The organism is Chroococcidiopsis sp. CCNUC1 (genome assembly GCF_023546805.1).
GTDB lineage: Bacteria > Cyanobacteriota > Cyanobacteriia > Cyanobacteriales > Chroococcidiopsidaceae > Chroococcidiopsis > Chroococcidiopsis thermalis.
This window is the reverse complement of sequence record NZ_CP097480.1, coordinates 384361-410061: the sequence shown is the minus strand read 5'-3', so window position 1 is coordinate 410061 and position 25701 is coordinate 384361. Positions and strand designations below refer to the sequence as shown.

Sequence of the window (25701 nt, the reverse complement as noted above, 5' to 3'; positions counted from 1 at the left end):
AGTGAAAGTACGCAGTTTGTTGGCGATGCTATTACTATTCTCAGTACAAATTGGGGAAAAAGCGATCGCCTCTCCATTAATTTTGACAGATACACGCGATCGCATATCTCAATTTGATGTTGCTAAACGTCCGATTTCAACTCCCCCAACTCAGAGAAATAGAAAGCGTACAGACTTTCACTACGAGTCATCCAATCTCATTAGCAATTCTCTCTACCGTCGCCTTTCTAAGTCATATAATGCTATATCACCGAGTGGGGCGCATAGTACCAACATCGACTGGGAGCGTCATCGGACAAACAAATGGTATATTGAAGCGCAACGCTACGGTGAAGGATTGGTGATTGGTGGGTTAGTCAGCAACAATCCTAAAGCCATCCAAGCGGGATTCAAAATGTTTGCCTGGGGATTCAAGCAACAGGCTGCGGACGGTAGTTTTAAGGGAACGGGCGATCCTTTCCATAGTACTTCGTTCTTTGTACAAGCAGTTGCCCATAGTCTCTTAGTTATCCAGCAGTCTCCCCAAGCAAATAAGTATGCAGCACAAGTATCGCGTTACAAGCCTTTGGTTAGACATGCTGCCCGTTGGATGATTTCTCAAGATGTCTGGAAACAGGGAATTAAACGCAACCAGCCTTACACCCATCGCCGATATGCAGTTGCAGTAGCCTTGGGGTTAACCAGCAAACTAACTGGGGATGCAGAGTTGATGAAATATGCCCGTCAGTCGCTTCAGGAAGGCTTAGCTTTACAGCGTCCAAATGGGATTAATCCAGAAAAAGGCGGGCATGATAGTAGTTATCAAATGGTAGGTGTAGTGTATGCTCAGCGGTGGGTGACTTACTTTCCAGACGATCCCCTCACGCCAAAAGTAAAAACAGCGATTGAGAAAGCCTTAGCATGGCAGCAAACCAGAGTTTTAGCTTCAGGAGAAATTAGCACTAAGGGGAATACTCGCACCGCAGGGCAGGAAACCGGACGAACTGGCAAGGTGAAAGCCGTCGATCACAACATGGCAATTCGCGGCTTTGCTTATTGGGCAGCTGTGACTCAAAATTCTAAATGGGGTGCGATCGCCCAAAAAATTGCTAAATTTTATTATTAATTCTGGCGATCGGTTGATCCCAAATCATATGAGGGCGGGTTAATAGAGTTCTTCATATGTGTATGGAAATTTCTAGTGAACACGCCCCTACAGTAATACGATTATATGGTTATTGCCGATTAATCTGAATTAATTCGGTCAAAATACTATCTAAACTACCATTAACTTGAATGCGATCGATCTTTTCAGCGATCCGTTCTAGTACCTCCAATTCTTTCAAGCGCAAAGCAACAGGGTTATCTTCCATCACTTTTGCAGTATTTAACATACTGCGAGTAGCTGCGGTTTCTTCTCTGCGTCTAACTACGTTTGCTTGAGCAGCTTTTTCCGCTTCTACTACCTTGCTCAATATTGTCTTAATCTCGCCAGGTAAAATTATATCTTTCACCCCGACAGAATCAACTTCAATTCCATAGTCTGCGGTTTTGCTACAAATGTATTCAGCAACACTGCGATCGATCGCACCTTTATTTTCTAATAGTGCATCCAAAGTTTGTTCGCCAACTGCTGCACGTAAAGCAAACTGTAATTCTTTATACAAGAAACTAGAAATATCTGATAAACCATTTTTTGCTCTCAGCGGATCTTGAATGCGAAAACCAGCAGTTAAGTTCAAGCGTAGAGGAACTTTATCTTTTGATAGAATATCTTGACCGGATACCTCGATATTTTGCAAACGCATGTCAATCACTTCAGTTTGAAAGGAGCGTCCATACAACCACCAAGCATGTATTCCTGGCTCTAGTAAAGCTTGAAATTCTTGATTTACATACAATAAACCAACGTGCTGCGCGGGTACTTCTCGAACGTGCAAACTGTTATGGCTTAGTAATAGAACTTCTTTAGAACCTGCCAACAATTCTGCTACTAAATTAGGCGATAATTTAGCATTGCTACTAATATCGATCATTTCCAATTCCACACCGCGCCAAAATAACTTGCGGCTTGTAGGTGGCAAAATAGCAATAACTTTACCCAAATACCGGACAATTGCTACTTGTCGATCTTGTAATTGTACGACTTCGCAATAGGCTGAAACAAACTCAGGATGTTGTTCAATCAATACATCTTCTAGTGGAAAGTCTGGGTTAGGTACGATCCGGCTGAGAGTTCTTAGTGCAACATCCCGATTTACAGTCCAAAAAGCATATTCCCCTTGTTCTAGAGGTCTAATAAAGTTATTTTGAACGTATAGCAAGCCAATTTCATACTCTGAAATTTGGAATTTTTTCAATCCGTTTATGGCAAGTCCGCGCAATTGCTGAACAAATTCAGCAGGTAATTCTAAACTTTCTTCTAAATTGAAAATATGAGATTCTACATCAATAAAACCACGCCAAAAAGCACGTAGTTGATTTGGCATGACACTTATCCAGGTTCGACCGCAGCGTACTAAAGCAGCTTGGTTAAATGCTATTCTAATAATTAATAGATGCTCTTGTAATTCGGCTTCGTGGGTTCTGAGCAATAATTCTAGATTTTCAATCTTAACTTCTGGCTGGTTCAAGTCATAAGTTTTGACTTGCCAGTGGCGACCCAAATAAGTGTAAGTCCCTGGCTGTAAAATCTTCTTAAAATCGCTGCGGTGATATAAAATTCCGATTTCGTTAGGCTTGATGTAAAAGGTTTTCCACATAGAAATTTGAATCGATAATTTGGGCAACTGTACCCGCCGGAGAAGATTAGATAAGAACATTCGTCTTTTTGGCAGCTTTAGCTACTAACCAGGAGCTTACAACCCTTAGCAAGATAATTTCGGCATACTACATATAATACAAAAATATTTTTTACTCTGCCAGTACAGGGGTTAACAATCTTGGTGCGGGCAAAAGATTCTCCAAAACTGGATGAAGAGTGCTGTAACCTTGCCAGAACACCCGAAGGTAATTCAACCAAAGCCAACAACGCTCAAATACGCCGTTCGATTTGCCTGTGCCAGAGTCTCTGTAGAGAATCGGATTGGGAAAATGAAGGACATACTCAAGTTAGAGAGAATTACATTTGCGCTGGCTCCTTGACTGCGAACAAACACCTGCTTGACAGAGTAAGTGACGAATAAAACGTTTTCAGCCGTTCTTAGCACTGGGAAAACCCACTACTAACTGCTTCTTCCGAAGCTGCCTTGTCCCTAACAAGGTGTCCGTACCCAGGACGAGGGGATTTTGGAGAAAGTACAGGAATCGAACCTGCTACCAATCGGCGATACACCGATTGCTCTAACCAAATGAGCTAACTTTCGGGGGTTTGATACAGGATTTGAACCTGGGTCATCCCGCATACAGCAGGCGCTCTTACCAACTGAGCTAATCAAACGGTGCAATAGCTAAAGTACTTTGCGGTATACGCTTATACTATGAGTCAGCGTACCAGTCGGGTATGCAGAACCCGTACTACAGCTTTGTAACTTTACAACTACTTCGGTATAAATTTAACACAACAACCGCAAATAGCAAGCGAGAAATTACTCAAGTTGTATATTTTATTCACAACTTAGGAGCGATCGCATTTCTGTTTAATCCGTTCTACTGATGCTAAAAATTCTGCGCCTTTGCTGGGGTTAACCATTGCTACGTAGTTAGCAAACCCAGTAATTGTAGCAATTAAATTATTTGAATTCCCCCATTTTTTACCTAATAAACCTTCTCGTTCGATTTGATACAAAGTAGCTCGGAAAGCTTTCAACGTTTTTCGAGATAGATTTAATTGTTGGTTTACCACAATACCCGTGACTATTTGTTGTACAGATTTGCTTAAAACTTGAGTTTTATCAGAATTAACTGTAAAGCTTTCTTGAGTAACGATCGATTTACTTTCTTGAATTAATTTATCTACTTTATGAGCTGCTCCATAACAAGAAAATGTTAGATCGTCGGCATAACGTGTATAGCGAAATCCAAGATTATTGGCAAGTTTAGTTAAATGCGTATCGAGGCGATCGCAAGCCAGATTTGAAATAGTAGGACTGGTTGGCGCACCTTGAGGTAAGTGACGTTTTTCTGTATTTTTACAGCTCGTTTTATTACTATTATTTGTTGTCGCGATCGTACAGATTAATCCAAAAATTGTTGCCGCAGTTTCAGAATAACCAAAACCATGAAATAATTCTTTGACACGTTTATATGTAATTAATTGAAAAAAGTTTTGTAGATCGAGTTTTACTATTACATCTCTACCTACATGCGGTGTGGCATTGGTAACAATAGAGCGATCGCGACAAAAACCATGAGCTGCATCGTGAATTTCTATCTTATCTAAAATATGCTTTAAAATCCATCTTTGAGCAGCTTTTAGTTCGGGCGTTGGTACAGAAATTATTCTTGCTTCACCTGTTTTTTTGGAAATCTGAAAGCGGGAATAAAGTGAAGTAGAAGATATAGAGCGATCGCCAGCTAAAAAATGCAGCTTTTCGACGCTGATTCCCATTGCTAATGCTATTTCTTCATCAGTGTTGCATTCAGGTAATTCTCTCTTGCGTAACTGTTCGATACTACCTTCAGTTAAGCGTGGAATAGTAGCTTGATGTTTAACAACCATACTTTTCTCTGGTAGCTACTGGCACTCCTGTAGTAAGTTACTGATTTAATTAATGTAGAAGGCGCTGCTCATTCTACTAATGCGATCGCCAAATTACGACAACTGGCTGTCAATATCTCTAAATTGGTGCAAGACTCTAACAATTTCGATGCCATCCGCAATTTTAGTATAAAAAACGATGTAGGGCTGAACGGGAAAGCTCCGAAGTCCAGGGAGTAAATTGTTACGCTGTTTACCCATATCAGGAAATTGAGATAACATAGGGAATCGGTCTAATATTTGGGCAATCTGTTTGTCCGCTAAAAGTTCATTCTGTCGTGCTAGATAAACCCAGATATCTTCCAAGTCTTGTTCTGCCTGTTGTGAAAGACGGAAGCGATTCACTGAGCTGGCTCCTGCTCAAGTCTTTGTTTAGCGCGTCTCTTAAGATTTTCAAATAAGTTGGGTAGTGAGGAATCGTTATACTCGGTGTAGTCGCCGTTCTTGAGTTGTTCCACACCCAAAGTAATATCTCGTTGTAAAGCTTCTTTTTTATGTTGATGCTCTTCCTCAGACAACGGTGAATGTTGAATTTTTTGCGCCAGAAGTTGGCGCTCCTCGTCGGTGAGGGAAAGGATAATTTGAGCCAGAGAGTCAATGAGTTTGGTGTTGATCGATGCAGTAGGTTGACTCATAGAGAAGTATTGCAACAGATATTCTCATTGTAACGAAAAGGGTGTGTTAGCAAATATAGCAGGGAGTAGCTAAAAAAGCTTGAGTTTCATAAATTAGGTAGGACTGCCATATCTGTATTCCCTATATGTATACTGGATCGGGTTGATGCATGTAATTATTTCTGTGTAACCATGCCCGATCGCTATTCTGCTCGTGCAGATATTATTTTGCTCGATATTGAAGGAACCACAACCCCGATTGATTACGTTTTCGGCGTGTTGTTTCCTTTTGCTCAAAAGCAGGTAGAAGCATTTTTGCAAACTCATTTTCAGGAAAGTGCAGTACAAGCAGATTTAGAGCGATTGCGGCAAGAGTATGCAGCCGATTTTGCTCAGGGGTTGAATGTACCTGAATGGGTGGATAATTCAGCAACCGCCGCCGTACCTTACATTCATTATTTAATAGCAACCGATCGCAAATCTACCGGACTCAAATCGTTACAGGGGAAAATTTGGGAAAGCGGTTATCGAGATGGAACGCTGCGATCGCAACTTTTTCCCGATGTTAAACCTGCATTTGAACGTTGGACTCGTGAGGGTAAGCGATTGTATATCTTTTCGTCAGGTAGCGTTCAAGCACAAAAATTGTTATTTCAATATTCTGAAGCAGGCGACTTAACTCAGTTTTTAAGCGGTTATTTTGATACTGAAACTGGCTCGAAAAAAGAGGCAGAGAGTTATCGCAAGATTGCTCAAGCGATCGGAGTGTTACCAACACAAATTCTGTTTATTTCAGATGTGACGGCAGAACTAAAAGCAGCTAAGGCAGCGGGAATGCGAACGCTTTTTTCTCTGCGATCGGGTAATCGCACATCAGATTCAGAGGGGTTTCCCGTTATTCACAATTTTGATAGTGTTTGAGCATTAGTTAGAGTGATGCGATCGCTTAATTAAAGCTCGTTCTCCACTCAACAAAGCAATACCCAACGTGACAATACCAATACCTAAAATCTGGATTACATTCAAAGTTTCATGAATTACGATCCAAGCAACTAATGCCGTCAATGCTGGACTGCTAGAACCAATTATCGAGGCAGCGGTTGCACCAATTGCGCGAATACCAATATTATTCAAAATGTGTCCGAGAAAACTCACCAATCCTGAAAAGATTCCGCCAATCCATAAAGGAGTCCAGGCAAGATTGGTATAGGGAAGTTGCCAAAATAGCAAGCTCATGCCAGAAAATAGCAGCGTGGTGGCAAAACTGATCCAGGTGAAGGGAATGGGATGCAGTTTTTCAAAGCATTTTTGGGCAATGACTGTATAAAGAGCATAAACAACTCCAGAGCCGACGCTGGCAAGAATACCGATCGCAATTGCATAACTATTCTGAGTAGGCGTAGATTGAGGAATTGTGAAGGCACTACCTATTAAAATGATGCCCATAACGACCCAGCGAAACAGTGTTGGGCGATCGCCAAAAAACTGCCAAGCTAGTAGCGCCGTGAATATGGGATAAGTAAAAAATAGCGTCATGGCGATGCCAGTTGGAATCAACCCAATGGCAACGTAGAGTGAGGCAACATAGACAAACATCAATCCTCCACAGCCAAATGCCTGCACCAGAACATCGCGGCGATCGCGGTTGAATAAGTTTTGGCATTCTTTCCATGCAGACGGGTACAACTTGGGTGCGAGAAATGCCATGAGTGGAACCACTAACAGCATTCGCATGAACATCAGCAAGAACGAATGAGGCAAATCGGGTTTAACGTATCCACCCAAAAGAAATAAACCGAGAACGAGATGCTCTGCAAATAGAACTCGAACGGTGATGTTGTGGAAAGATAAGACAAAGGAAGATAGGAGAACTATCAGAATGCCCAGCACAGTCAAAAAGTCGAGCGACTTCCCGATCTTAACTGCTGAATCTACAAAGCAAGTCAAAAGTTAAAAGTCAAAAGTCAAAATGTCTAAGGCAAATAGCATTAATTGCCCTGATAATGCAAATTGAATATGTGACAGCTTAGTAGGATTGGCGATCGCCTGTTTGTGTTTCTCCCAATAACTGTGGCGTAGGCGTAATATCTACAACTCGGTGTGGTGTTGTATCCCACTCTACTATTTTAGAAATGCGCTTGCCCAACTTCAAACCCATCTGTTGACCTGGAGAACCAAGCACGATTTTACCAACAGCCCCTCCTACCGTTACTGTTGCGGTTTCACCGACAAACTTTTGAGTTGTCTGAACGAACCATTGCTGAGTCGTTGCTGGCGATCGCTGGGGATTGGTTGCAGTCGCCGTGTCTTCTCCTAGCTGAGCGCCAATAGCTCCACCTAAAATTGAACCAAAAACTGCCCCTGTTGGACCTAAAACTACCTTACCCGCAACTGCGCCAAAAATTTGCCCAGTAGTTTCGCCCATTTTTTCGCTTGCTCTCTTTTGCAGGGTTTGAGCAATTTTTTCTGCTGTTAGTCCAGTTCCTTGAATATTAGCTAATGATACAAACTGGTCAACATGATGAACGGTTTCAGCGCCAATTTGAGCGCCAATAATGCTACCAACAAAAACACCAATCTGACCTCCCAAAATAGCACCTGCGGGTCCCATGACGATCGCTCCCGCTGTAGCACCGATAGCGCCGCCAAACATATCTCCTACCGCTCCACCAACCAAAGTTGCACCAAATGTTCTCAACTGTGACTGAGCCGCGTCAGGCTGGCGATCGGAATTCATGCTATCTGATATATTTGTACCTAAATCTATTTGTAAATTGCTTACCTGTGCGATCGCTGCTAGCAATTCCAAGGGCGGGATAGGAGTGCTTGCAAACTGAGTTACTTCATAAGTAATAGTCAGACAACCCACTGTAGGATTGACTCTAATGCTTTCAACAAATGCTAAAGATCGAATTTGCTGCTCTAATTGAGCATAAGCTGCATCTTCGATTGGCTGGAGCAAGCGCAATCGCAACCGTCCCGCCACTGCGTGAGCGATCGCACTCCTAACTTTAACTACAGTACTTTCCTCAGCAGCATATAACTCAACACCAAGGGACATACATTATGTCTTCCCTAAGATAGATTTTATCTATTGTATATTTAGTCGCGAAGAAGTGAGTAGTGGTAGTTGATAGTTGGTTGTCGATCGCTGTTCCCTGCTCGATCGCTGTTCCCTGCTCCCTAATAACTGATACACTGAGAGTATGAATTAAATCACGTTCTCATCCTCGCCCAGTTTTGAGGTGAGTGGCAATGAAAGCTAAGATTCTTGCACTGACTGCATTACTGACAATTTGCACCGCAGCACCCGCGAAAGCCGAAACTGGCGTAGATTTTGGTGTCACGATTGGCGATCGCGCGGGAATTATTGTCGTTCCCTCCCGATGGCGCGACCGTGACTATCATCGACACTACAGACGCGATTGGCATCGCCGCCCGCGCTATCGACTTTATCGTCCTGATTGGTATGGGTACGATCGCTTCTACGATCCTTATAGATATGGTAAAAGATATCACCGCCGCTACAGGCACGGACGATACTACTATCCACGCCGCAATTCCGTGCAAATCAGGATTGGTTTTTAAGTAAATACTTGTAGGGTGCGTTATCAACGCACCCTGTATCTTCCCTAACGACTTCCCGTTGGCTGAGGAGTCGTCGGCTGATCCGCTTGTAGCGGTTCTGGGGTAGAAGTTTGTACCGATTCCTCAGAGAACTTCGTCCACTCGGTATGGAAGAAGCCTTCTTTGTCAGTACGTTCGTAAGTGTGAGCGCCGAAGTAGTCGCGTTGAGCTTGCGTCAGGTTTTGGGGCAAGCGATCGCGTCTGTAGCTGTCAAAATAATCTAACGACGCACTAAATGCAGGTACGGGAATGCCGAGTTTCGCCGCCGCTGCTAAAACTTCCCGCCATGCATCTTGGCGATCGAGAATTGTTTGTTTAAACTCTGGAGCCAATAGCAAGTTGGGTAAGTTCGGATTTTCAATGAAAGCACTCTGAATTTTACCTAAAAATCCAGCGCGAATAATACAGCCGCCTTTCCAAATTCGCGCCATTTCGCTCAAATTCAGGTCATAAGAATACTCTTTGGATGCTGTCGCTAACAGCGCCATTCCTTGAGCATAAGAGCAGATTTTAGAACAATACAATGCATCCCGCACCATATTGACGAATGACTTCGGATCGCCTTGATACGTTCCTGTAGGACCAGGCAGCATTTGAGATGCAGCTACCCGCTCTTGCTTGTACGAGGACATAATCCGGGCGTTTACCGCTGCCGTAATTGTAGGAATACATACTCCAAATTCCAAAGCACTTTGCACCGTCCAGCGCCCCGTGCCTTTTTGTCCGGCAGAATCGAGAATCATATCGACCAAGTGATTTTTGGTGTCGGGGTCGATATAGCGAAAAATATCTGCGGTAATCTCAATTAGGTAGGAATTGAGTTCGTCGGTAGTATTCCACTCGGCAAAAATTTCGTGCAGTTGCCGATTATCCAAACCTAAACCATCTTTGAGGAGACTGTAGGCTTCGGCAATCAACTGCATATCGCCGTACTCAATGCCGTTGTGAACCATTTTGACGTAGTGACCTGCGCCCCCAGGACCGATATAAGTCACGCAGGGACCGTCTTCTACTTGAGCGGCAATTTTATTAAAAATCGGTGACAAATATTCGTAGGAACTTTTCGTTCCCCCTGGCATTAAGCTAGGACCATTCAATGCCCCTTCTTCACCTCCACTTACGCCCATACCGATAAAGCGGAAGCCTTCTGGTTCTAATTCGCGAGTGCGTCGCGCCGTATCGTCATACAGCGAGTTGCCCCCATCAATGATAATGTCGCCTTCATCCAACAAGGGTTTGAGCTGCTGAATTACTGCATCCACTGGCGCACCAGCTTTAACCATAATCAAAATCTTGCGGGGGCGTTCTAGCGCATTGACAAATTCTTCTAGAGAATAGGTAGCGACGGCGTTTTTGCCCTGCGCCCGTTCCGCCATAAATGCATCAGTTTTTTCGGGAGTACGATTGTAAACTGCGATGGGAAAACCATTACGCTCGACATTTAGGGCAAGGTTTTCACCCATTACCGCTAGTCCAATCACACCAAAGCTTTGCTGTGCCATAAGATTCTACGCTAAGCTCTGCACTTTCCAAGGAAGAGTTCCCCTTCAGTCTAGCTCGTCATGTTTTTTTGGACTCTTACGAATTCCTTAAACGTCAGTTGTCAGTTATCAGTTATCAGTGAGGAGTGGTAATTGGTAATTGGTAGTTGGTAGTTGGCAAGAGAACGCTGATAGCTAGTCGCTGATAACTGGTCACTGGTCACTGTCAAGGGTTGGTTGGCGTGGAATGCGGTTTTGGCGCAAGCGATCCATGAGTCGATTGTAGCGTTGTGGATCGGCGGGGGTTTGACGCTGCAAGCGCGATCGCCAAAGACTGCCCCGCAGTTGGCTTTGTCGATCGCGTCTGCTTCTTCTGCGGGTAGGTTGGTAATTTTCTGAGTTTTCTCCTTGGCGTAGAGAACCACCTTCGCTATTTTGGTCGGTGATTTTGCCAATCGATATTCTTCTGGGTTTAACTGGTTGTCGTTTAATCGTAGGTTTGCGGTTGTCTAAGTTAGGTAAAGCGGCAAATTTCTCTACTTCCATGCCTTCCACGGCTTGCACCATAAACCGATTCCAGGCATAGGCTGCTGTACTGCTACTACCTGCCGTGGGTTGATTGTTATCGTTTCCTAACCACACTCCGGTTACGAGTTGGGGAATATAACCGACAAACCACAAATCGCGGGCTTTATCCGATGTCCCAGTTTTACCTGCAACAGAACGATCTACCAAAGCTGCCGCACCACCAGTTCCAGCAGTGATGACATTTCTTAACATCCAAGTTGCGATCGCCGCGCTGTCTGGGTCTAAAACGCGCCGAGATGTAAACTTGGCATCGTAGATAATATTACCACTGCGATCGCGGATTCGCCGGATGCCATGAGCTTCTGTATGCATTCCCCCAGTTGCCAAAGAACCATAGGCGCTGCTCAATTCCAACAAATTGACTTCTGCCGAACCTAAAGCTAAAGAATAAGCAGGGATTAAAGGCGATTTAATTCCCATCGATTGGGCGAGTTTAATTGTAGGGTCGAAGCCTACATCCATTAACACCTTGACTGCGACTACGTTAATTGAAGCAGCCAGAGCATCCCGCATCGACATTTCGCCCCGAAATCTCTCGCTGAAGTTTTTCGGTTCGTAACCATCGACTTTGAAGGGAGAGTCAAGGTATTGTTTGTAAGGAGAAAGACCGCTAGCGATCGCAGCTGTATAGACAAATCCTTTAAATGTCGATCCTGGTTGTCTTTGGGCTTGAGTAGCGCGATTGAACTGATGTTTGCCGAAATCCGTCCCCCCCACCATTGCCCTGACTTCGCCGTTACGGGGATCGATCGCCACTAGTGCTGCTTGCCCGAATCTTTGCCATTTCCCATTCTCGGTTACAGTTTTTAACACAACTGCTTCCGCTGCTTGCTGCCATTTAGGATTGAGGCTAGTTTCTACAGTCAGTCCGCCTGCTTTAAGGACATCCGCAGGAACGTATTTGGGTAGTTCTCGTTGAATGTAGGTAGTAAAGTAAGAAGCTTTAGCTTGAAGCCGTTTAGGAGAACTTGTTTTTACCGTTAAAGGTGCATTTTTCGCTGCCATCGCCTCAGATGCATGAATGACTCCATCCTCCTGCATCCGCTGCAATACCATGTTGCGCCGCCCAATTGCTGCCGATTTATTCACTGTAGGAGAATAAAAATTTGGTGCTGGCGCTAATCCGGCAATTGTTGCCATCTCAGATAGTGTCAGCTGGTTAACTGACTTGCTGAAATAAACCCAAGCCGCATCTGCTACGCCATAAGCCCCTTGTCCCAAATAAACTGAGTTGAGATAACGCTCTAAAATTTGGTCTTTACTTAAATTCTCCTCAATCTTCATGGCAACGCGGATCTCTTTCAGTTTGCGCCACAAACTCCGCTCTTGATTTAAAAAGAGAATTCGTGCTAATTGTTGGGTAATAGTACTACCACCCTCCACCAAATTAGCCGAACGCAAATTCGCCCAGACTGCCCTGAAAATTCCCTGGCGATCGAAACCGCGATGTTGATAAAAGCGCCTGTCTTCCGAAGCAATAAAAGCTTGAACTAGAGGTTTGGGAATTTGCTCTATTTTCAACGGTTCTCTAGTTGCAGGTCCTTGCTGCTGTAAAATTGTGCCATCTCCAGCCGCGATCGTTAGGGTTTGACTCCGCACAGTAGCCAATAGTTCATTGGCTGGTGGTAGACTACCCTCTATAGATAACCAAACACTACTCAATGCCGCTAGCCCGCCGCCAAAACCCACAAGCAACCAAAACCAGAACCGAAAATAGAGGGGTTTGTAGCGAGATTTAATAGACGATTTCTGGGAACTGCCTGAAGATCGCCCATGATGGCGATCGGAAAATTTTCCAGATGGACTTTGCCCTGTTGAATCTGGTTCCATCAGCTTTGGTTGCTCACTCCTCAAAATAGCGGATAAATCCGATCGCACCAACGCGATCGCGCGTAACTACTACGAATCCCATTTCAAAGCTATAACCGTCTTGCATATTTTAATCCCTGTTTAAGATTTGAGTCTTAAGTGACACACTATTAAACAGTTATCAGTTGTCAGTTATCAGCTATCAGTGACCAACTACCAACTACCAATTACCAATTACCAATTACCAATTACTAATTGCGCGATCGCCCTGGGAAGTAATCTTGGTGATTCTTTGGCTATTGTGGAGGCTGCTTTAGCAACTTTAGCCGAGATGCCTGAGATTGCGATCGCAGCAAAGTCTAGCTGGTATCGCACGAAAGCAGTGGGACCACCTCAGCCAGACTATATTAATGGTTGTGCAGTACTTCAGGTTCAACTGTCTCCCCAGGAATTGTTAGATATTCTACTGGCAACTGAAGCAAAATTTGGGCGCGTGCGCCAAGAACGTTGGGGCGCGAGGACGCTTGACATTGACCTGCTGTTGTACGACGATCTTATTCTCGATACTCCTAACCTTACCCTACCTCATCCCCGCATGAGAGAACGCGCTTTTGTTCTCGTCCCATTAGCAGAAATTGCCCCCAATTGGATCGATCCTGTATCTGGTAAAGCGATCGCCACGCTACTTCAAGCTGTAGACTGTACTGGAGTCAGTTATCAGTGAACAGTTATCAGTGAAAAATGGTAATTGGTAGTTGGTAGTTGGTTGACAGTTGACGGTTGTTAAGTGGTGCGTATTTTAAATGCAACTTGTGACTTGCGACTTGTGCTTGTCCCAATGCGTGAATTTTGAATTTTGTTCCCTACTCCCTCACATGATGCAAGAACCGCCACAATTGCTCAAACATCGCCTGTTTTACCAAGGGCGTAAATTTAGTTTTGAAGTCAATCGCTATCGTTTACCTAACCAAGTTGAAGGCGATTGGGAATGCGTCCGTCACCCGGGAGGCGCTTTAGCTGTTCCTATTACTCCAGAAGGTAAATTAATTTTATTGTGGCAATATCGCTTTGCCACACAAGGCAGAATTTTAGAATTCCCTGCCGGGACTGTAGAGCCAAACGAAGAACCGTTTGACACGATTCAAAGAGAAATTGAGGAAGAGACAGGCTATCGCGCTCAAAAATGGCAAAAACTAGGACAATTCTTTCTTGCCCCTGGTTATTCTGATGAAATTATTTATAGTTTTTTAGCGCAAGATTTAGTTCCTTTGGATGCGCCTCCTAGTCAGGATGCGGACGAAGATATAGAAACAGTCTTCATGACGCCCCAGGAATTTGAACAAGCCATTCTCGTCGGACAACCAATAGATGCTAAATCTATTGCTAGTTTTGTCCTAGCTAAACCGTTTTTATTTCCTTCCCAATAAATAACTTTGTGTTGGGGAGTCGGGAGTGGGGTTTAGTGAGTGGCTTGTGGCTAGTGACTAGTGGAATCAGATTCAATTCTTGTCACTAGTCACTGATGACTGATAACTGTTAACTGTCAAACTTGTGCCGATCGCGGTTTTGCAGCAACCCAGTGAGAGTAAGAAGTAACTTGAGTAATTAATACCCCTTCCGGTAATTCACCAATTTTTTTATATTCAATTGTAGTTGTAAAGTCGCGGATGAACTGAGCGACTTGACAGACGTAGCCAACGATCCATTCTTGTAACCAATTGAGTTGTTCGACATTGGCTACATCCTTTCCTTGTCCAGCAAAGGTGATTTTGCCAAACCGATCAAATTCAAATAAATTTAGCCATTCAAAATCAGGACGAGTTGATTTCCATGTGTTGATAGTCAACGTGCGCCCTATGTAATTGATACTATATTCATTCAATTGAACCAGGGCTTGAACTATATCTTCAATCTTGACAGCTACTCGCTTAAAACCTAATATCCATAAGATCTGGCGTTTAATCTCGCCTAATCCTTGATAGTTATGGGGACTTTCTACAGAAATTCTTTGATGATTGGCTACTAACACTTCCAGTTTTTCAACTTTAGTAGAAATTTCAGTAGTATCGGCATAAAGAGTTTGTAAAAGTTGTTCGATCGTTTCTTCCAGATAAATTCCTCTTAAAAGCTTTTCTAAAGTTTCTTGTGTGTTGAAACAAAAGCCGGCTTTTTGACTCAAGATTGTTTTCAATTCCTCTTCGTTTTGTAGCAAGAGTTTACGAATATAATAACAAGTCGAGAATCCAGGTTTAACTAAGTAGCTCATGATATTAATTGATAGTAAAGGTAACGTGATGTCGTCAAAAAATAAGTAGATTCTTAAACAAAAAATGTGGCGATCGCAATTGATTAGCTTATTAGTTTACTAGGCTTGCGTACTATTTAGGTAAGAGAATGAAGGAATATTAGAAGGTATATTTAGAGGAGGAATATTACCGTACGTTACTTTTTCTACTTCTATGGCTAATTGCACTGACTTCATCATCTCAGCTGCTGATGGAAACCGCTTGTTAGGGAATTTTTGCATGGCAGTGGAGATTGTAGAACGTAGTAAGAGCGGAACAGCGCTAGGAATTTCCACAGCTTGATTCATGTGAGCTGTCATCAATTCTCCTGGCATTCCTGAAAAAGGACGAAAACCCAAAACCAACTCGTACAGCATGACTCCAACTGCATAAAGATCTGACGCTGGAGAAGATTTACCATAAAATCTTTCTGGAGCCATATATGCAGGAGAACCAGTACAGATAATTTTATCTGTAGAAATTTCTTGACAAACTCTTGCTAAACCAAAATCAGAAATCCGAGCTAAGTAGCTAGTAGAACCTATACTAATTAAAATATTTTCTGGCTTAATATCGCAGTGAACGACACCACGAGTGTGTGCGTGTCCCAGTCCAGCAAGAATATCTGTAATAAATTTCAAACCGTGAATGAGATTAAAGTCATCGCTTTGCATGAAATTACGCAAAGTTCCGGCTTCGCAATAGTCCATAACCAGAAATCTTGCATTTTTTATATGCTCTATACCTTGGAAAGAAATGATATTTGGATGCTGCAAGCTAGATAAGAAATGTAATTCTCGTAAAAACTTTTTCGTGGGAAACTTTTGTTGGTCGAGTTCTTTAAGTGCTACAGTTTTACCATTTTTTTTATCAATAGCACAGTAGACTCGTCCGAATTGCCCTTGTCCAACTAGCTTTAAAATATGATATTTGGAGGAAATTGGTAAAGTTTCACTCATAGTTTTTAGGATAAAAAGTATCTTAATTTTTGTGTCGGTTACAACGATTAGAGCGATATAATGCTTTGTATCAAATCTGTTATGACTGCTCTGCTATCTGCTAGTTTTAATTTTAGATATTAGTCTTTTAGCGGAGTTTCTATAAATGCTTGAAATACCAAAACAGGCTCGATCCACTGACTGACAGCTCAAAAATTGAAAATAACTGAGAATTGGGGTCATGTAACCCCAATTCATTTTGGTCAACTTTGCTTTAGTCAGGAGTTACGCACAAGAAAATCTGAGATCTCGATCCCCCTGGTTCCCCTCTTAAAAGGGGGGCTTAAAGTCCCCCCTTTTTAAGGGGGTTTGGGGGATCGACTGCGTAAGTCCTGCTTAGTTTTGGACTAAACAAAAATGACGTTACATAGATCGGGCAGATTTCGTTACGGCGCGATCGCCTCCCAATTGACCTAAATTAAGAGAACAAAGACTCTAAGGCAATATCTTCAAACGATCCTGCCATTGAGCTTTCGTAAGCCACCTCTGTGAGCGCTTCTGCTTCACTAGGCGAATCTAAATCGTGAAACTTCTTACCGAGGTCGCGAGCAATTTGATATTTATCAATCTCACCGCTCTCAAAGAATAGTCTGGCGGCTTCGCGTAAATCCCTTACTGCTGCTTTTTTATCACCGAGATCGGCATGGGCAAGACCGCGACTTTGAAAAGCTTCTGCATATTGAGGATTAACTCGAATTGCTTCTGTAAAATCGCCAACTGCTGCTTCGCGATCGCCTAAGCGTTGGTAACTCAAACCGCGATTGAAGAAAGCATTAGCAGAAATCGGATTGATCCGCAAACTTTGAGTGCAAGTCTCGATATCGCGCAAAGCATCTACAGTTCTAGCAATCTTAGCTTGTTCGTTCATTAAACGGTTGTTTTGCTCCTGTACTAGCATATTAGTTTGTTGCTGGAGCTGCTCTAGCTGCTGGTTGAGCGTTTCTAGTTGCGTTTGTAACTGATTTTGAATGTTTGCGTCTTGCTGTTGGAGTTGAGCAAGAGTGCGATCGCTATTTTCTCGCGCTTGTTGCAAGTTATTATTTGTTAGCTGAAGGTGTTCGTCCAACAACTTAATTCCAGCTTGAGCTTCACCATGCTTTTTCTCTGTTTGTTGCTCAAATGTACCTAATTCTTCACTCAGTCTTTCCAGATTAGATTGAGTTTTTACCTGCTCTTGTAAAACTTGAGCGATCGTGGCTAAATTGTGTTGTTTTAAATAATCTAACAGTATCCGTCGATTGGTTAAATTGAGTGCGACAGTAACAGAGAGTGGAATTGCAGCAACTGCTGCCTGATTTAGCATAAAAGAAGCGATCGCGCCACCAATTGAACCAACGACCGACGCGATTTCTACCTTTTCTAACCAAGGATATTTATTTGCTGGTGCTGTGAAATTATCTTGCATAGTAACTTATTGTGAATTTTCAATTAAGGAAATGGTAAGGGGTAATGGGTAATGGGTAATAGTAATTGACTAACAACCAACTACCAATTACCAACTACCAGTTATGTTTTACCCAAAATCACTTGGTTGAGTCCTAAAACTGGAGATGCAAGCGCTGCTTCTTCAGTAGATAGAAACTGTTTCATCAACTCGTTTAGTAATGGATAAGTGATGTTAGCAATATGTCCGTATTTATAAGCACGAACGATAGTTTGATACCAAAGCAAGCAACTTTCTCGCAGGCGATCGAGATCGCTACTCAACACAGTTGTGGCTGTGTAACGTATCATATGTTTCAGATCGCGTTGGCAGGTTGAAACATTGAGCTTATTGTTACCTTGCCCAAACAGATTCTCGTTAGCAGCCCACTTTGCCTCCAACTGACTGAGAACTTCTGCCTCAGCAGCTTGAATTTTCTGATATGCACTTACACGAGAATCAAGAGACTCAATGTAATCTTTAAGAAACTGAAGTTCTTCTGAAGTAGCGTAGCGACCGTCCGCTTCTACGGTCAAGCGGGCTAACTGACTCAACATAAACTTTTCTACTCCTGGGCAATAATATTGACAACACTATTCGGTTTTAGCCTTGCTAGATATGAATTGCTGAAATTACTATTCTGCAATGTTTCTACAATCCAAAATCTGAAATTCAAAATCTGAAATCCAAAATCTAAAATCTAAAATGGTATGGCGCTTAGGTATCGCTGGCATGATTTAGATATTCGGTAACCTCACTACGAGTATCTTGAAGTTGAGTAATCATCGAACGGGTAACCAACTTACCTGCTTCCACGAGAATTCTACCGTCTAGAGGGTGAAGGATATTTTGTTCTGCCCGCGTGCCAATGAGAGACTCAATATCATCAATTGCACTGACATACGTACCAGAAGGTAATTCAACGACTACGCCTTCACCAATCACTAAAGCTTGACAAGCGAGGCGAGAATTATTGTTAGCAGAAGTAATGACCTCAATGGTACGCCGTTCGCGTCGGCTAGGTGAAGACAAGCCTTCCATGCCACTTTTGATGTAAACATGACAGGTAGCACACATTCCTCGACCGCCACACTCATGTAACACATTCAGTTCATTTTTTAACAGAACAGATAGGATGTTGCCATTCGTTTGAATGGAAGTTTCTTCACCGATTGGTTCTAGTCTGACAGTCTTTGCCATGTTTTCCTAATTGGCTAATTGCTAATTACTTCATTGATTGGAACTATTGCAGAGTCGGTGCATGATAATTTCATGCTCTTGCTGTTCTTCTAACCAAGCATCAGCTGGTTTGATTCGTTGTGCTAAACCTAGAACAAAGTGATTGTACTCAGCTCCTAGAGATTCGCAGGTTGTTTGCAGACAGTGGAGTTCTCGACCTGTCAGTTGGCTGAAGAAAGCACGGAGGATACCTGCTTCAAAGTGACATACTGGTCGTTTGCTTTGGGGTGCTTGCTTGGCGTAGGGAGAATTCTGAGTTTTCACCACCAAAAATCCTTGTTGGTAGTAGCTCAAATCTAATTCAAAAGTTCCCCAGCCATGAGCTTTCCAACACTGTCTGAGACACTGGGTAAACTCAACCATCTCCATTTCGTTGATCGGCTTGGAGTAGTACTCGCTAACTTGTTCGATAAACCGAGCGTAGAAATTTTTGCCCCACCAGCGTCCGCAATTAGCAAGCACTACACCGGAAGCTTGACCTGTTTCTTGGTTAAGCGCGGTATAAATCGATTGAATCAGCGTGTCTGGAATTGCTATGAGGCGATCGCCGTGGCGATTTTCCAGTAAACCTGATTCAAAATCACCCTGAATGTAGGCATCAAAGGCAAAATAATTTCCTGGTAAGCGTTCGTCTTTGATTAAATCGGCGACAGTAATCATGATTTTGTCTGTTGCTTCTGCTTGTTTGATAGTGAGTTATGCTGACGAGTGATACTTATGCTGGCACTGTGGCTGCACTACAAGTTCCCATGACAGCTTGTTCCACTTGAGCTAAGAACGGTTGCAGCAGAGCCATTTGTTCCTCAGCCAAAATTTCTGGCAGGCGAGTTATGAGGAACTGATAAAGGGTTGTATCAATGCCTTGTGTTTGGTGAACTTGAATGATGTCCGTCAGCCATTCCAGCAAACGATGTTGGAGAAACATGGGATTATTCAACAGCATTGCCATTGCACAGTAACGTAGCGTTCCCAGCCAATTTTTTAAGGCGCGTTCGATGGTTTCTTGTTTGTGTTGGGGAAAAGCTACGAGCAGTTGGTCGGCGATCGGTTGAAAAATAGCAATTTCGTTATCCCGCAGCACTTCATAAACTTGCAAGCGTTGGGCAAAGGATGAAACATGATGCTTCAAAGCAACTATTTCTTCTAGCCTAAGATAGCGTTCTTCAGCATCATCAAGTATGGCTCTGATTTCTGGGTACATAAATTTGCAGCTTTAGAATAGATCTGATAAGTCTGAAAAGGTCGGTTCGGGAGCTAAAGGTGGCGGTAGCTTAGTCGCAGACTTGGGCAGAGTTCCAATTTCTGGATTCCCTTCCCAAGGAAGATACCCAAAACAATCTCTGACTCGTTGTTTCATTCGGGCATAGGGGTCTAGTTGTCCCCAGTTAACATCCTCAACTGGTCGCCCTTGCCAATTGCAATGGCTGAAGAATTTTTTGACGGAAAGCCGCAACCAAGCTGCATGAGGATTGGCGATGGGAGTAAAATGCTGTAGCGGCGATTGATTTTGTAGTGGCGCTGGAATCGGCGCATCGCTCTTAGCAGGCTGTTGTCCTCCTTCCCAACCGCAAAGCCGCAAGAATTGTTGAACTGTCAAGCATTCCCAAGAAGAGAGGAATTCCTCGCTAAGTTGATGTTGCGGGTAATCGGCATCCTCAATCTCTTGTCCGTCCCAGTTACAAGAGTGCAAAAATTGCTGTACCGATTGGCACAGCAAAGCATTTCGATTCCTCATCCTAACCGTTCTCCATGACGCAGCCGCTTTTCAATATCGCGAGCTGTAGCACCTTCGTTGTGCCAGAAGGCAGCAGCATCAATTCGGTCTTTTGTACCCAAGAGGAATTTACAGTATGTTTCTCCCATTGAGTAGCACTGAATTTCAATGCAACTCAAGGTTTTTTTAACGAGATCGCTGAAGAATCCAGCAAATAATCCCGCATAGATATGACAAACTGGTTTACCAACATCGCCCAACGTTCTAGCTACGGCAGAATCGAAGATGTTGACGAACATGAACCCGTTTTTATGGTCGCTCATATCGACTTCCCAGTTGCCCCAGCCTTGAGCGGTGAAGGGCCACCACCATGCTTCTAGCATGTACAGGGAATTGACTTCTTTGACGTTCTTGCCATATTCCTGCTCAAACCACTGTTGAAAGAATTTGGCATCCCTGATTCCCCACTCGAAGCCAATGTTGTACATCAAGACTGTAGAAGCACTACCGACTTCTTCTTCCAATCCCTCAATTAATCCTACGATGAAGTCTTCTGTGGCAAATAGATGGCGCTGGTCGTGCCAATCGGTGACAATGCCCGTGTTCGGTTGAAATTGGAAGTAGTCATCAAAGCTGTAATGGTCGTGCTTCTGGGGATACTTCTTCTTTAAGGAATATTCTGCTTGTGTACCTGGTTTTGAGTGAGTAGAAAAGAGCAAATTGTCGGACGAGATAACCATTTAAAAAATACTCCTATGCATGAAAAATCGGGTGATTCTTCCGTGTAGTTTCTAGCGCGAGGCTAACTTTTTATAGCGTTAAAGCCTACAAAGTTCCCTGTTTTACATATTTAACTTTTATATTTAACTGTGCGTCAGTTAGGCGAGCATCCTTGAATTCACTGATTTTTCTATTAATTTTCTGTAATATTAGGATGATTACGCGATCTTACGGAATACAGTTATCAGTTATTGTCGGGGTAGGTATGAAGCACAGATTTACTCGCTAAGGCTGTCCATCTATTTGCTAAACTCGCCCGTACAGTTATCAGTTGTTAGTTGCCAGCGATCGCCTAATTTTGCTGTTTGGTGGAAGATGACTATACTTGCTGCATAATTATTTTTGTAAATTCTGTTTGTTGAGTGCTTCAATTAAAAGTATAGATTTTCGACGAAACTGTTTCTGCATTTGTATGGATATTTTTATTTATGATTTCCAATATTTCAATTCAAGTCAATTTCAATTAATTTTTGACGGGATACCAAGCCGGATTTAATTTTAATTCGAGTTTTTGGAATTTCAAATTTTTTAGCTAATAGTTGAATTAATTCTTGGTTAGCTTTACCATTTATGAGCGGAGATTTCAAATGAACCGTTAAACTGCCATCAGGTTCTTCTTTAATAGCTGGATGCTTGGAATTTGGTGCCACTTTAACTTTCTTCTGCATTTTCTTTCGTCTCTAATTGCCGCAACCACAACCATCCTAAAAAACAGCCTAATATATACTAGGGAAAGTTCCACCAAGAAAAGATGGAGCCGAGTCATGCCTGCTCTAAGAGAGTAGAGCAGCTCTTTTCCAACAGAGAAGGAGGTCACAATAAAAGAAAGCCCATCGTAGAAACGACGAGCATTGAAATAGTTATGTATGTGGTTTGAGTAGAGTTCGGTAACATGGACTCAAAACTAAAGGTAAGCGGCGATCGCAAATATTAGCTTACCTCAAGAATAGATATTTGCTAACTATGGTTCTGAACGGCTACTGTTGCCAATTACAGCAATTTTATGTCGATAGATTAGCTCTGCGCCATACCAGCCGGACAGTCCTAAAAGTGTTGCAGTAATGAGTGAAAGTGTCAAGCCTGTAGGCAAAATAGCCCCTACTACATTGTTAAGCCGGAGTAAGAGATTAATACCCGTCAAGACAATAATAGTAATGTTGAGAACCAAATGCGCCAAACCAGCAGTACGCTTACGCACGCGATCGATTCTCAAGAAGTCCATCAAACCTGTCAGGGCTGCTGGTAAAGTCGTGGCAAACCCAGCCACTACTAACCAAAAAGATGCTCTTGCCCAGAAAGGGTCTTTATTCAACCAATAGACTGTATCAGTGACAGCCAATGCCAATAGAAAAGCGATCGGTAAGGTCACAAGCAATGGGTGGATCGGATGACCCAACACTGCCACTGTACTAGGTATACCAGGATCGCGGTATTCGCGCTCGTCATTCTCAATCAGGGCAGGAATGTCAGGATATGGTGGCGTTCCTGTTTTTTGTTGTGTGTCCATAAGAGTGAGTGGTTATGGGGAGCCAGTGCGTTGCGGGAGTTACCCCGTTATAGCAACTGACGTTTAGGGGTTAGGGGTTAGTGCTAACCCCTAATACCTCAAATTACAGGTTATGCTGATGGAATTTGCGTAACATTAGCCTCTGCAATTAGGGCGATCTTTCCTGCTTCGACCTGTAAATTTTTGATACGGAGGGAGATCCCTTCGAGGTCAAAGTTGCTCAGATTCAAAATTTCACTGGTTGCATCTACTAAAGCCTTAGTTAACTCTGGAGATTGTGCTTGTTCGTCTCCATATTGCACGTCTTTTAAGGTGACAGTTTGCCCTCCAGATGCAACTTCCGGTACGGCAGTAAAAGCTACTTGCTTTGTTTCGTTAGTTTCCTGCAAGCGGATGTTGGCATTCAGGGACACTTTTCCTTCACCTGGTAGTTGGAAATCTACCTGCTGCGGAACTACGGTCATCTGTTGCCCGTTAATCTCAATTTTTGTGGCTTGCAGTTGCTGACGGATGTACTCGGAGTTGAAAGCGCGATTGATGTCTGCTGCTGTCAAAACCACGCGAGCCTTACCTTGGGTTGGTTGAGTAAGTTCGATTTTACCCATTGCCGCACTGAGGGGGTTAATGGCAACGCTATCCACCTGCATATCCATCTTTTCTACTCGCAGGTCTTTTTGCATCACCATTCCTTCACCTGCGATCGCCACCGAGTCTACTTGTCCTTGCAATGCTTTGAGCGGATCTGTTTTAATATCTACATCTAACTTTTCTACTTCATCGAGTTGACTAGACAATCCGATTTCTGCTGCTTTATTCAGCGCTTGTTCTCCCAATCCTTGTTGTTCTGACATCCGAATCTTATACCCTTAGTTTGCTCCTCTTGAGTCAATCTAACGATTTGTCAAACGTTGTGTATCTGTCTTGTGGTGGAGGAGATTCTACGTTGAGTCAACCTATATCAAAACGTCAGCAGATTTTTAGTCAATAGACAAATCTTCCTTAAACAAATTTTAATTTTTTTCTGCTTGAGAAAGCCTGACAAGAAATATCACCTATAAGCCGAATTAATTAGCTATCTCTGAGCCTTTTTCCACCTTTTGACTGGTTTTTTCTAACTATGCTACCGATCCATCAAAAGAAAGATGGAATTGGGCAATCTGCGTGACAACCTAAAAGATGTAGCCGATACATCCAAAAATCTTGAGAGGAACTGGAAAAGATGGTCGTAACATTAGACGATACCAAGCGTTCTGCTATTGCGGTTAAACTAGCTGACGTGAAAGCTCTACAAGAGTTAATTATTTCTAACGAAGAAACACTGCTAGGACAAATCAACGATTCGGAAATTCAAAAGCGGCTTCAAGAAATGCTCGATTCCGATCGCAAGAACTTGGGCGTTATTGAGACTGTCATCGTACAATATGGCATTCAGGGAGAACCCAGAAAGGTTACACAAGAGCTAATCGAAAAGACCAAGCAAATGATGCAAGGGTCTGAATTGTCTTTGTATGACAAGTTCGCTCAGCACGAACTGCTCAAACACGGACAAGCAATGACTGGTATCATGCTGCACAAAGCTGCTCAAGTCGTAGGTGCAGATGTCGATATAGCGTTCGGTCCTTTGAATACAGTTAACTTTGAAAACAGAGCGCACCAAGAACAACTCAAAGGGATCTTAGAGCAAGTTGGGACTCGCGAGCTGACTGGCAAGGATGCAGACCAAGGGCTGTGGGCGCGCGTACAAGATGCGGTTGCGGCTTTCTCTGGCGTAGTCGGTAGTGCCGTTACCCAAACTTCTGATAAGAAGGATATGAACGTCCAAGATCTGATTCGCGCAGATCACAGCAAAGTGAATACACTGTTCACCGAGTTGTTGCAGAGTGACAATCCTCAGAAGATCCAAGAGTACTTCGGTCAAATTTACAAAGATCTGTTGGCTCATTCGATCGCAGAAGAGGAAGTAGTCTATCCTAGAGTGCGTGCTTTCTATCCAGAAGACAAAGTTCAAGAACTCTACAGCGAGCAAGCTGAATTCAGAACCAAATTAGATGAGATTAAAGCGATCGATCCTTCTAATTCGCAGTTCAAAGATAAAGTTAAGCAACTGATGGATGCTGTGGGCGATCACATTCGTCAAGAAGAGTTCGACATGTTTACCGCAATTCGTAACAACCTCAGTAGCGACCAAAGCGAGCAAATGGCTAGCGACTTCAAAGCTGCTAAAGCCAAAGCGCAACAAGAAATGGGCGTTGTCAGCTAGGCTGATGCGGTAAGACCACAGATTAATTTTAGTGGAACGTAAATTTAGTAGGGGCGCATATTTGTGCGCCCCTACTTTTAATCGACGTATGACATTTCAACGGAGAGGGTGGGATTCGAACCCACGTTGAAGTTGCCCCCAAACAGCATTTCCAGTGCAAAGCAAAAATATACACCGAAGCCCAGCTAGATTAGACTTCAGTGTATATCAGTCTTTAGGATGATAGACAAGTTGGTAGAAATCTTTATATTTCTTCCTTTGGTACTTTGTACTCACCGGATTGATTACCACCCGTATCGCTCTCAAACTTGAGATTAGCACCGCTACCCCAATTGGTCTTAGGGTCACGCTTGTGGTGTGGAATTTGTGCTTCAAAGCGTTTGGGGGTGTTACCTGGACTTGAACCTCTAGACACTTGAACCTCTAGACATTGTTTTTACTCCTATTTTCCTATTGGTCTTGGAATTGTTTGGCTGTGTTGTCCTAGTGGGATAAATCGCATTTCTATTCCTCCATTTCTTTATTCATATCTTCTAGTCTCTCACCACATAAAGCTACTCTTATGCATCTCCTAACAGCTAGACCGAAGCTAATACCATTCTCGAATGCATACTGATTTACTAATAATATCAATGGTCGATTCAAGTAAAGAGAAATAACAGAGCTTTCCTTTTTTGTGTGTCTGGCTATGCTAAACC

The 25701-nt window shown here is 43.1% G+C and carries 29 protein-coding genes and 2 tRNA genes; 7 read left to right on the top strand and 24 right to left on the bottom strand.

Going from position 1 to position 25701, the window contains the following annotated elements; all coding sequences use genetic code 11:
- Position 1: 1 nt before the first annotated feature.
- Positions 2-1105 (top strand): hypothetical protein, encoded by a 1104-nt coding sequence (locus tag M5J74_RS02020; RefSeq protein ID WP_250015148.1) that lies wholly within the window; start codon positions 2-4, stop codon positions 1103-1105.
- A gap of 109 nt (positions 1106-1214) precedes the next feature.
- Here the strand turns inward: M5J74_RS02020 and M5J74_RS02015 are convergent, their stop codons facing one another.
- The gene (locus M5J74_RS02015; protein ID WP_250015147.1) at positions 1215-2741 is read right to left on the bottom strand and encodes a slipin family protein; all 1527 of its coding nucleotides are present in this window, start codon (positions 2739-2741) and stop codon (positions 1215-1217) included.
- A 211-nt stretch (positions 2742-2952) separates the two neighbouring features.
- On the opposite strand from M5J74_RS02015, the gene M5J74_RS02010 reads away from it, so the two are divergent.
- Complete coding sequence (locus M5J74_RS02010; RefSeq protein WP_158631896.1) at positions 2953-3123, top strand: hypothetical protein; 171 nt, start codon at positions 2953-2955, stop codon at positions 3121-3123.
- A 147-nt stretch (positions 3124-3270) separates the two neighbouring features.
- Here the strand turns inward: M5J74_RS02010 and M5J74_RS02005 are convergent.
- The 5 genes from M5J74_RS02005 to M5J74_RS01985 form a co-directional block, all read right to left on the bottom strand.
- Positions 3271-3344, bottom strand: a tRNA-Ile gene (locus M5J74_RS02005).
- A 2-nt stretch (positions 3345-3346) separates the two neighbouring features.
- Positions 3347-3418, bottom strand: a tRNA-Tyr gene (locus M5J74_RS02000).
- A gap of 177 nt (positions 3419-3595) precedes the next feature.
- Entirely contained in the window at positions 3596-4639 is a 1044-nt protein-coding gene (locus M5J74_RS01995; protein WP_250015145.1) for a reverse transcriptase family protein, read from the bottom strand.
- 93 nt (positions 4640-4732) lie between these two features.
- Positions 4733-5023, bottom strand: a complete 291-nt coding sequence (locus tag M5J74_RS01990) for a type II toxin-antitoxin system RelE/ParE family toxin (protein ID WP_015152459.1) — start codon at positions 5021-5023, stop codon at positions 4733-4735.
- On the bottom strand, positions 5020-5313 hold the full coding sequence (locus M5J74_RS01985; protein ID WP_106167396.1) for a hypothetical protein: 294 nt from the start codon (positions 5311-5313) through the stop codon (positions 5020-5022). The genes M5J74_RS01990 and M5J74_RS01985 overlap by 4 nt, the downstream gene beginning before the upstream one ends.
- 171 nt (positions 5314-5484) lie before the next feature.
- Here M5J74_RS01985 and mtnC point away from each other — a divergent pair, with 171 nt between their 5' ends.
- Positions 5485-6213, top strand: a complete 729-nt coding sequence (mtnC, locus tag M5J74_RS01980) for an acireductone synthase (RefSeq protein ID WP_106167397.1) — start codon at positions 5485-5487, stop codon at positions 6211-6213.
- Between the two features lie 3 nt (positions 6214-6216).
- On the opposite strand, the gene M5J74_RS01975 is transcribed toward mtnC, so the two are convergent.
- Both M5J74_RS01975 and M5J74_RS01970 read right to left on the bottom strand, forming a co-directional pair.
- Positions 6217-7182: a DMT family transporter gene (locus tag M5J74_RS01975; RefSeq protein ID WP_106217477.1), complete on the bottom strand. Its 966-nt coding sequence runs from the start codon at positions 7180-7182 to the stop codon at positions 6217-6219.
- 136 nt (positions 7183-7318) lie between these two features.
- Positions 7319-8353 (bottom strand): hypothetical protein, encoded by a 1035-nt coding sequence (locus tag M5J74_RS01970; RefSeq protein WP_250015143.1) that lies wholly within the window; start codon positions 8351-8353, stop codon positions 7319-7321.
- 194 nt (positions 8354-8547) lie between these two features.
- Here M5J74_RS01970 and M5J74_RS01965 point away from each other — a divergent pair, with 194 nt between their 5' ends.
- Positions 8548-8880, top strand: coding sequence for a hypothetical protein (locus tag M5J74_RS01965; RefSeq protein WP_015152454.1), 333 nt, complete (start codon positions 8548-8550; stop codon positions 8878-8880).
- A gap of 44 nt (positions 8881-8924) precedes the next feature.
- On the opposite strand, the gene gndA is transcribed toward M5J74_RS01965, so the two are convergent.
- Together gndA and M5J74_RS01955 are read right to left on the bottom strand one after the other, a co-directional pair.
- A complete protein-coding gene (gndA, locus tag M5J74_RS01960) occupies positions 8925-10421 on the bottom strand; it encodes an NADP-dependent phosphogluconate dehydrogenase (protein WP_250015141.1) in 1497 nt (498 codons plus the stop codon).
- Between the two features lie 192 nt (positions 10422-10613).
- Positions 10614-12818: a transglycosylase domain-containing protein gene (locus M5J74_RS01955; RefSeq protein WP_250015139.1), complete on the bottom strand. Its 2205-nt coding sequence runs from the start codon at positions 12816-12818 to the stop codon at positions 10614-10616.
- A 184-nt stretch (positions 12819-13002) separates the two neighbouring features.
- Here M5J74_RS01955 and folK point away from each other — a divergent pair, with 184 nt between their 5' ends.
- Complete coding sequence (folK, locus tag M5J74_RS01950; RefSeq protein WP_015152450.1) at positions 13003-13521, top strand: 2-amino-4-hydroxy-6-hydroxymethyldihydropteridine diphosphokinase; 519 nt, start codon at positions 13003-13005, stop codon at positions 13519-13521.
- Between the two features lie 151 nt (positions 13522-13672).
- The gene (locus M5J74_RS01945) at positions 13673-14224 is read left to right on the top strand and encodes an NUDIX hydrolase (protein WP_015152449.1); all 552 of its coding nucleotides are present in this window, start codon (positions 13673-13675) and stop codon (positions 14222-14224) included.
- Positions 14225-14340: 116 nt separating this feature from the next.
- Here the strand turns inward: M5J74_RS01945 and M5J74_RS01940 are convergent, their stop codons facing one another.
- The 13 genes from M5J74_RS01940 to M5J74_RS01885 form a co-directional block, all read right to left on the bottom strand.
- Positions 14341-14976, bottom strand: a complete 636-nt coding sequence (locus M5J74_RS01940; RefSeq protein WP_127024597.1) for a hypothetical protein — start codon at positions 14974-14976, stop codon at positions 14341-14343.
- 186 nt (positions 14977-15162) lie between these two features.
- The gene (locus M5J74_RS01935) at positions 15163-16041 is read right to left on the bottom strand and encodes a serine/threonine-protein kinase (RefSeq protein WP_015152447.1); all 879 of its coding nucleotides are present in this window, start codon (positions 16039-16041) and stop codon (positions 15163-15165) included.
- Between the two features lie 457 nt (positions 16042-16498).
- Complete coding sequence (locus M5J74_RS01930) at positions 16499-17485, bottom strand: tetratricopeptide repeat protein (protein WP_250015137.1); 987 nt, start codon at positions 17483-17485, stop codon at positions 16499-16501.
- Between the two features lie 101 nt (positions 17486-17586).
- On the bottom strand, positions 17587-18060 hold the full coding sequence (locus M5J74_RS01925) for an allophycocyanin (protein WP_106171632.1): 474 nt from the start codon (positions 18058-18060) through the stop codon (positions 17587-17589).
- A 160-nt stretch (positions 18061-18220) separates the two neighbouring features.
- Positions 18221-18703 carry a 2Fe-2S iron-sulfur cluster-binding protein gene (locus tag M5J74_RS01920; RefSeq protein ID WP_106171630.1) on the bottom strand — a complete coding sequence of 161 codons (483 nt, stop codon included), beginning with the start codon at positions 18701-18703 and terminating at the stop codon, positions 18221-18223.
- Between the two features lie 30 nt (positions 18704-18733).
- On the bottom strand, positions 18734-19402 hold the full coding sequence (locus M5J74_RS01915; protein WP_106545317.1) for a V4R domain-containing protein: 669 nt from the start codon (positions 19400-19402) through the stop codon (positions 18734-18736).
- 55 nt (positions 19403-19457) lie between these two features.
- On the bottom strand, positions 19458-19943 hold the full coding sequence (locus tag M5J74_RS01910) for a hypothetical protein (protein WP_015152442.1): 486 nt from the start codon (positions 19941-19943) through the stop codon (positions 19458-19460).
- Positions 19944-19955: 12 nt separating this feature from the next.
- Positions 19956-20477, bottom strand: a complete 522-nt coding sequence (locus M5J74_RS01905) for a hypothetical protein (RefSeq protein ID WP_106217467.1) — start codon at positions 20475-20477, stop codon at positions 19956-19958.
- Positions 20474-21196, bottom strand: coding sequence for a V4R domain-containing protein (locus tag M5J74_RS01900; protein WP_106217466.1), 723 nt, complete (start codon positions 21194-21196; stop codon positions 20474-20476). Before M5J74_RS01900 ends, M5J74_RS01905 begins: the two co-directional genes overlap by 4 nt.
- 279 nt (positions 21197-21475) lie before the next feature.
- Positions 21476-21607, bottom strand: coding sequence for a hypothetical protein (locus tag M5J74_RS32465; RefSeq protein ID WP_256498657.1), 132 nt, complete (start codon positions 21605-21607; stop codon positions 21476-21478).
- A gap of 72 nt (positions 21608-21679) precedes the next feature.
- Positions 21680-21904, bottom strand: coding sequence for a DUF167 domain-containing protein (locus tag M5J74_RS01895; protein ID WP_250015135.1), 225 nt, complete (start codon positions 21902-21904; stop codon positions 21680-21682).
- A gap of 293 nt (positions 21905-22197) precedes the next feature.
- A complete protein-coding gene (locus tag M5J74_RS01890; RefSeq protein WP_250015133.1) occupies positions 22198-22743 on the bottom strand; it encodes a DUF2231 domain-containing protein in 546 nt (181 codons plus the stop codon).
- Positions 22744-22853: 110 nt separating this feature from the next.
- Positions 22854-23594: a DUF2993 domain-containing protein gene (locus tag M5J74_RS01885; RefSeq protein ID WP_015152437.1), complete on the bottom strand. Its 741-nt coding sequence runs from the start codon at positions 23592-23594 to the stop codon at positions 22854-22856.
- 368 nt (positions 23595-23962) lie between these two features.
- Here M5J74_RS01885 and M5J74_RS01880 point away from each other — a divergent pair, with 368 nt between their 5' ends.
- On the top strand, positions 23963-25003 hold the full coding sequence (locus M5J74_RS01880) for a hemerythrin domain-containing protein (RefSeq protein WP_015152436.1): 1041 nt from the start codon (positions 23963-23965) through the stop codon (positions 25001-25003).
- Between the two features lie 244 nt (positions 25004-25247).
- On the opposite strand, the gene M5J74_RS01875 is transcribed toward M5J74_RS01880, so the two are convergent.
- Positions 25248-25418: a hypothetical protein gene (locus M5J74_RS01875; RefSeq protein WP_250015132.1), complete on the bottom strand. Its 171-nt coding sequence runs from the start codon at positions 25416-25418 to the stop codon at positions 25248-25250.
- Positions 25419-25701: the final 283 nt, after the last annotated feature.

Coding starts and splice junctions, on each gene's coding strand:
- M5J74_RS02015 (WP_250015147.1), bottom strand. CDS start 2,741: ATGTGGAAAACCTTTTACATCAAGCCTAACGAAATCGGAATTTTATAT.
- M5J74_RS02010 (WP_158631896.1), top strand. CDS start 2,953: ATGAAGAGTGCTGTAACCTTGCCAGAACACCCGAAGGTAATTCAACCA.
- M5J74_RS01995 (WP_250015145.1), bottom strand. CDS start 4,639: ATGGTTGTTAAACATCAAGCTACTATTCCACGCTTAACTGAAGGTAGT.
- M5J74_RS01985 (WP_106167396.1), bottom strand. CDS start 5,313: ATGAGTCAACCTACTGCATCGATCAACACCAAACTCATTGACTCTCTG.
- mtnC (WP_106167397.1), top strand. CDS start 5,485: ATGCCCGATCGCTATTCTGCTCGTGCAGATATTATTTTGCTCGATATT.
- M5J74_RS01970 (WP_250015143.1), bottom strand. CDS start 8,353: ATGTCCCTTGGTGTTGAGTTATATGCTGCTGAGGAAAGTACTGTAGTT.
- M5J74_RS01965 (WP_015152454.1), top strand. CDS start 8,548: ATGAAAGCTAAGATTCTTGCACTGACTGCATTACTGACAATTTGCACC.
- gndA (WP_250015141.1), bottom strand. CDS start 10,421: ATGGCACAGCAAAGCTTTGGTGTGATTGGACTAGCGGTAATGGGTGAA.
- M5J74_RS01955 (WP_250015139.1), bottom strand. CDS start 12,818: ATGGAACCAGATTCAACAGGGCAAAGTCCATCTGGAAAATTTTCCGAT.
- M5J74_RS01945 (WP_015152449.1), top strand. CDS start 13,673: ATGATGCAAGAACCGCCACAATTGCTCAAACATCGCCTGTTTTACCAA.
- M5J74_RS01935 (WP_015152447.1), bottom strand. CDS start 16,041: ATGAGTGAAACTTTACCAATTTCCTCCAAATATCATATTTTAAAGCTA.
- M5J74_RS01930 (WP_250015137.1), bottom strand. CDS start 17,485: ATGCAAGATAATTTCACAGCACCAGCAAATAAATATCCTTGGTTAGAA.
- M5J74_RS01925 (WP_106171632.1), bottom strand. CDS start 18,060: ATGTTGAGTCAGTTAGCCCGCTTGACCGTAGAAGCGGACGGTCGCTAC.
- M5J74_RS01920 (WP_106171630.1), bottom strand. CDS start 18,703: ATGGCAAAGACTGTCAGACTAGAACCAATCGGTGAAGAAACTTCCATT.
- M5J74_RS01915 (WP_106545317.1), bottom strand. CDS start 19,402: ATGATTACTGTCGCCGATTTAATCAAAGACGAACGCTTACCAGGAAAT.
- M5J74_RS01910 (WP_015152442.1), bottom strand. CDS start 19,943: ATGTACCCAGAAATCAGAGCCATACTTGATGATGCTGAAGAACGCTAT.
- M5J74_RS01905 (WP_106217467.1), bottom strand. CDS start 20,477: ATGAGGAATCGAAATGCTTTGCTGTGCCAATCGGTACAGCAATTTTTG.
- M5J74_RS01900 (WP_106217466.1), bottom strand. CDS start 21,196: ATGGTTATCTCGTCCGACAATTTGCTCTTTTCTACTCACTCAAAACCA.
- M5J74_RS01895 (WP_250015135.1), bottom strand. CDS start 21,904: ATGCAGAAGAAAGTTAAAGTGGCACCAAATTCCAAGCATCCAGCTATT.
- M5J74_RS01890 (WP_250015133.1), bottom strand. CDS start 22,743: ATGGACACACAACAAAAAACAGGAACGCCACCATATCCTGACATTCCT.
- M5J74_RS01885 (WP_015152437.1), bottom strand. CDS start 23,594: ATGTCAGAACAACAAGGATTGGGAGAACAAGCGCTGAATAAAGCAGCA.
- M5J74_RS01880 (WP_015152436.1), top strand. CDS start 23,963: ATGGTCGTAACATTAGACGATACCAAGCGTTCTGCTATTGCGGTTAAA.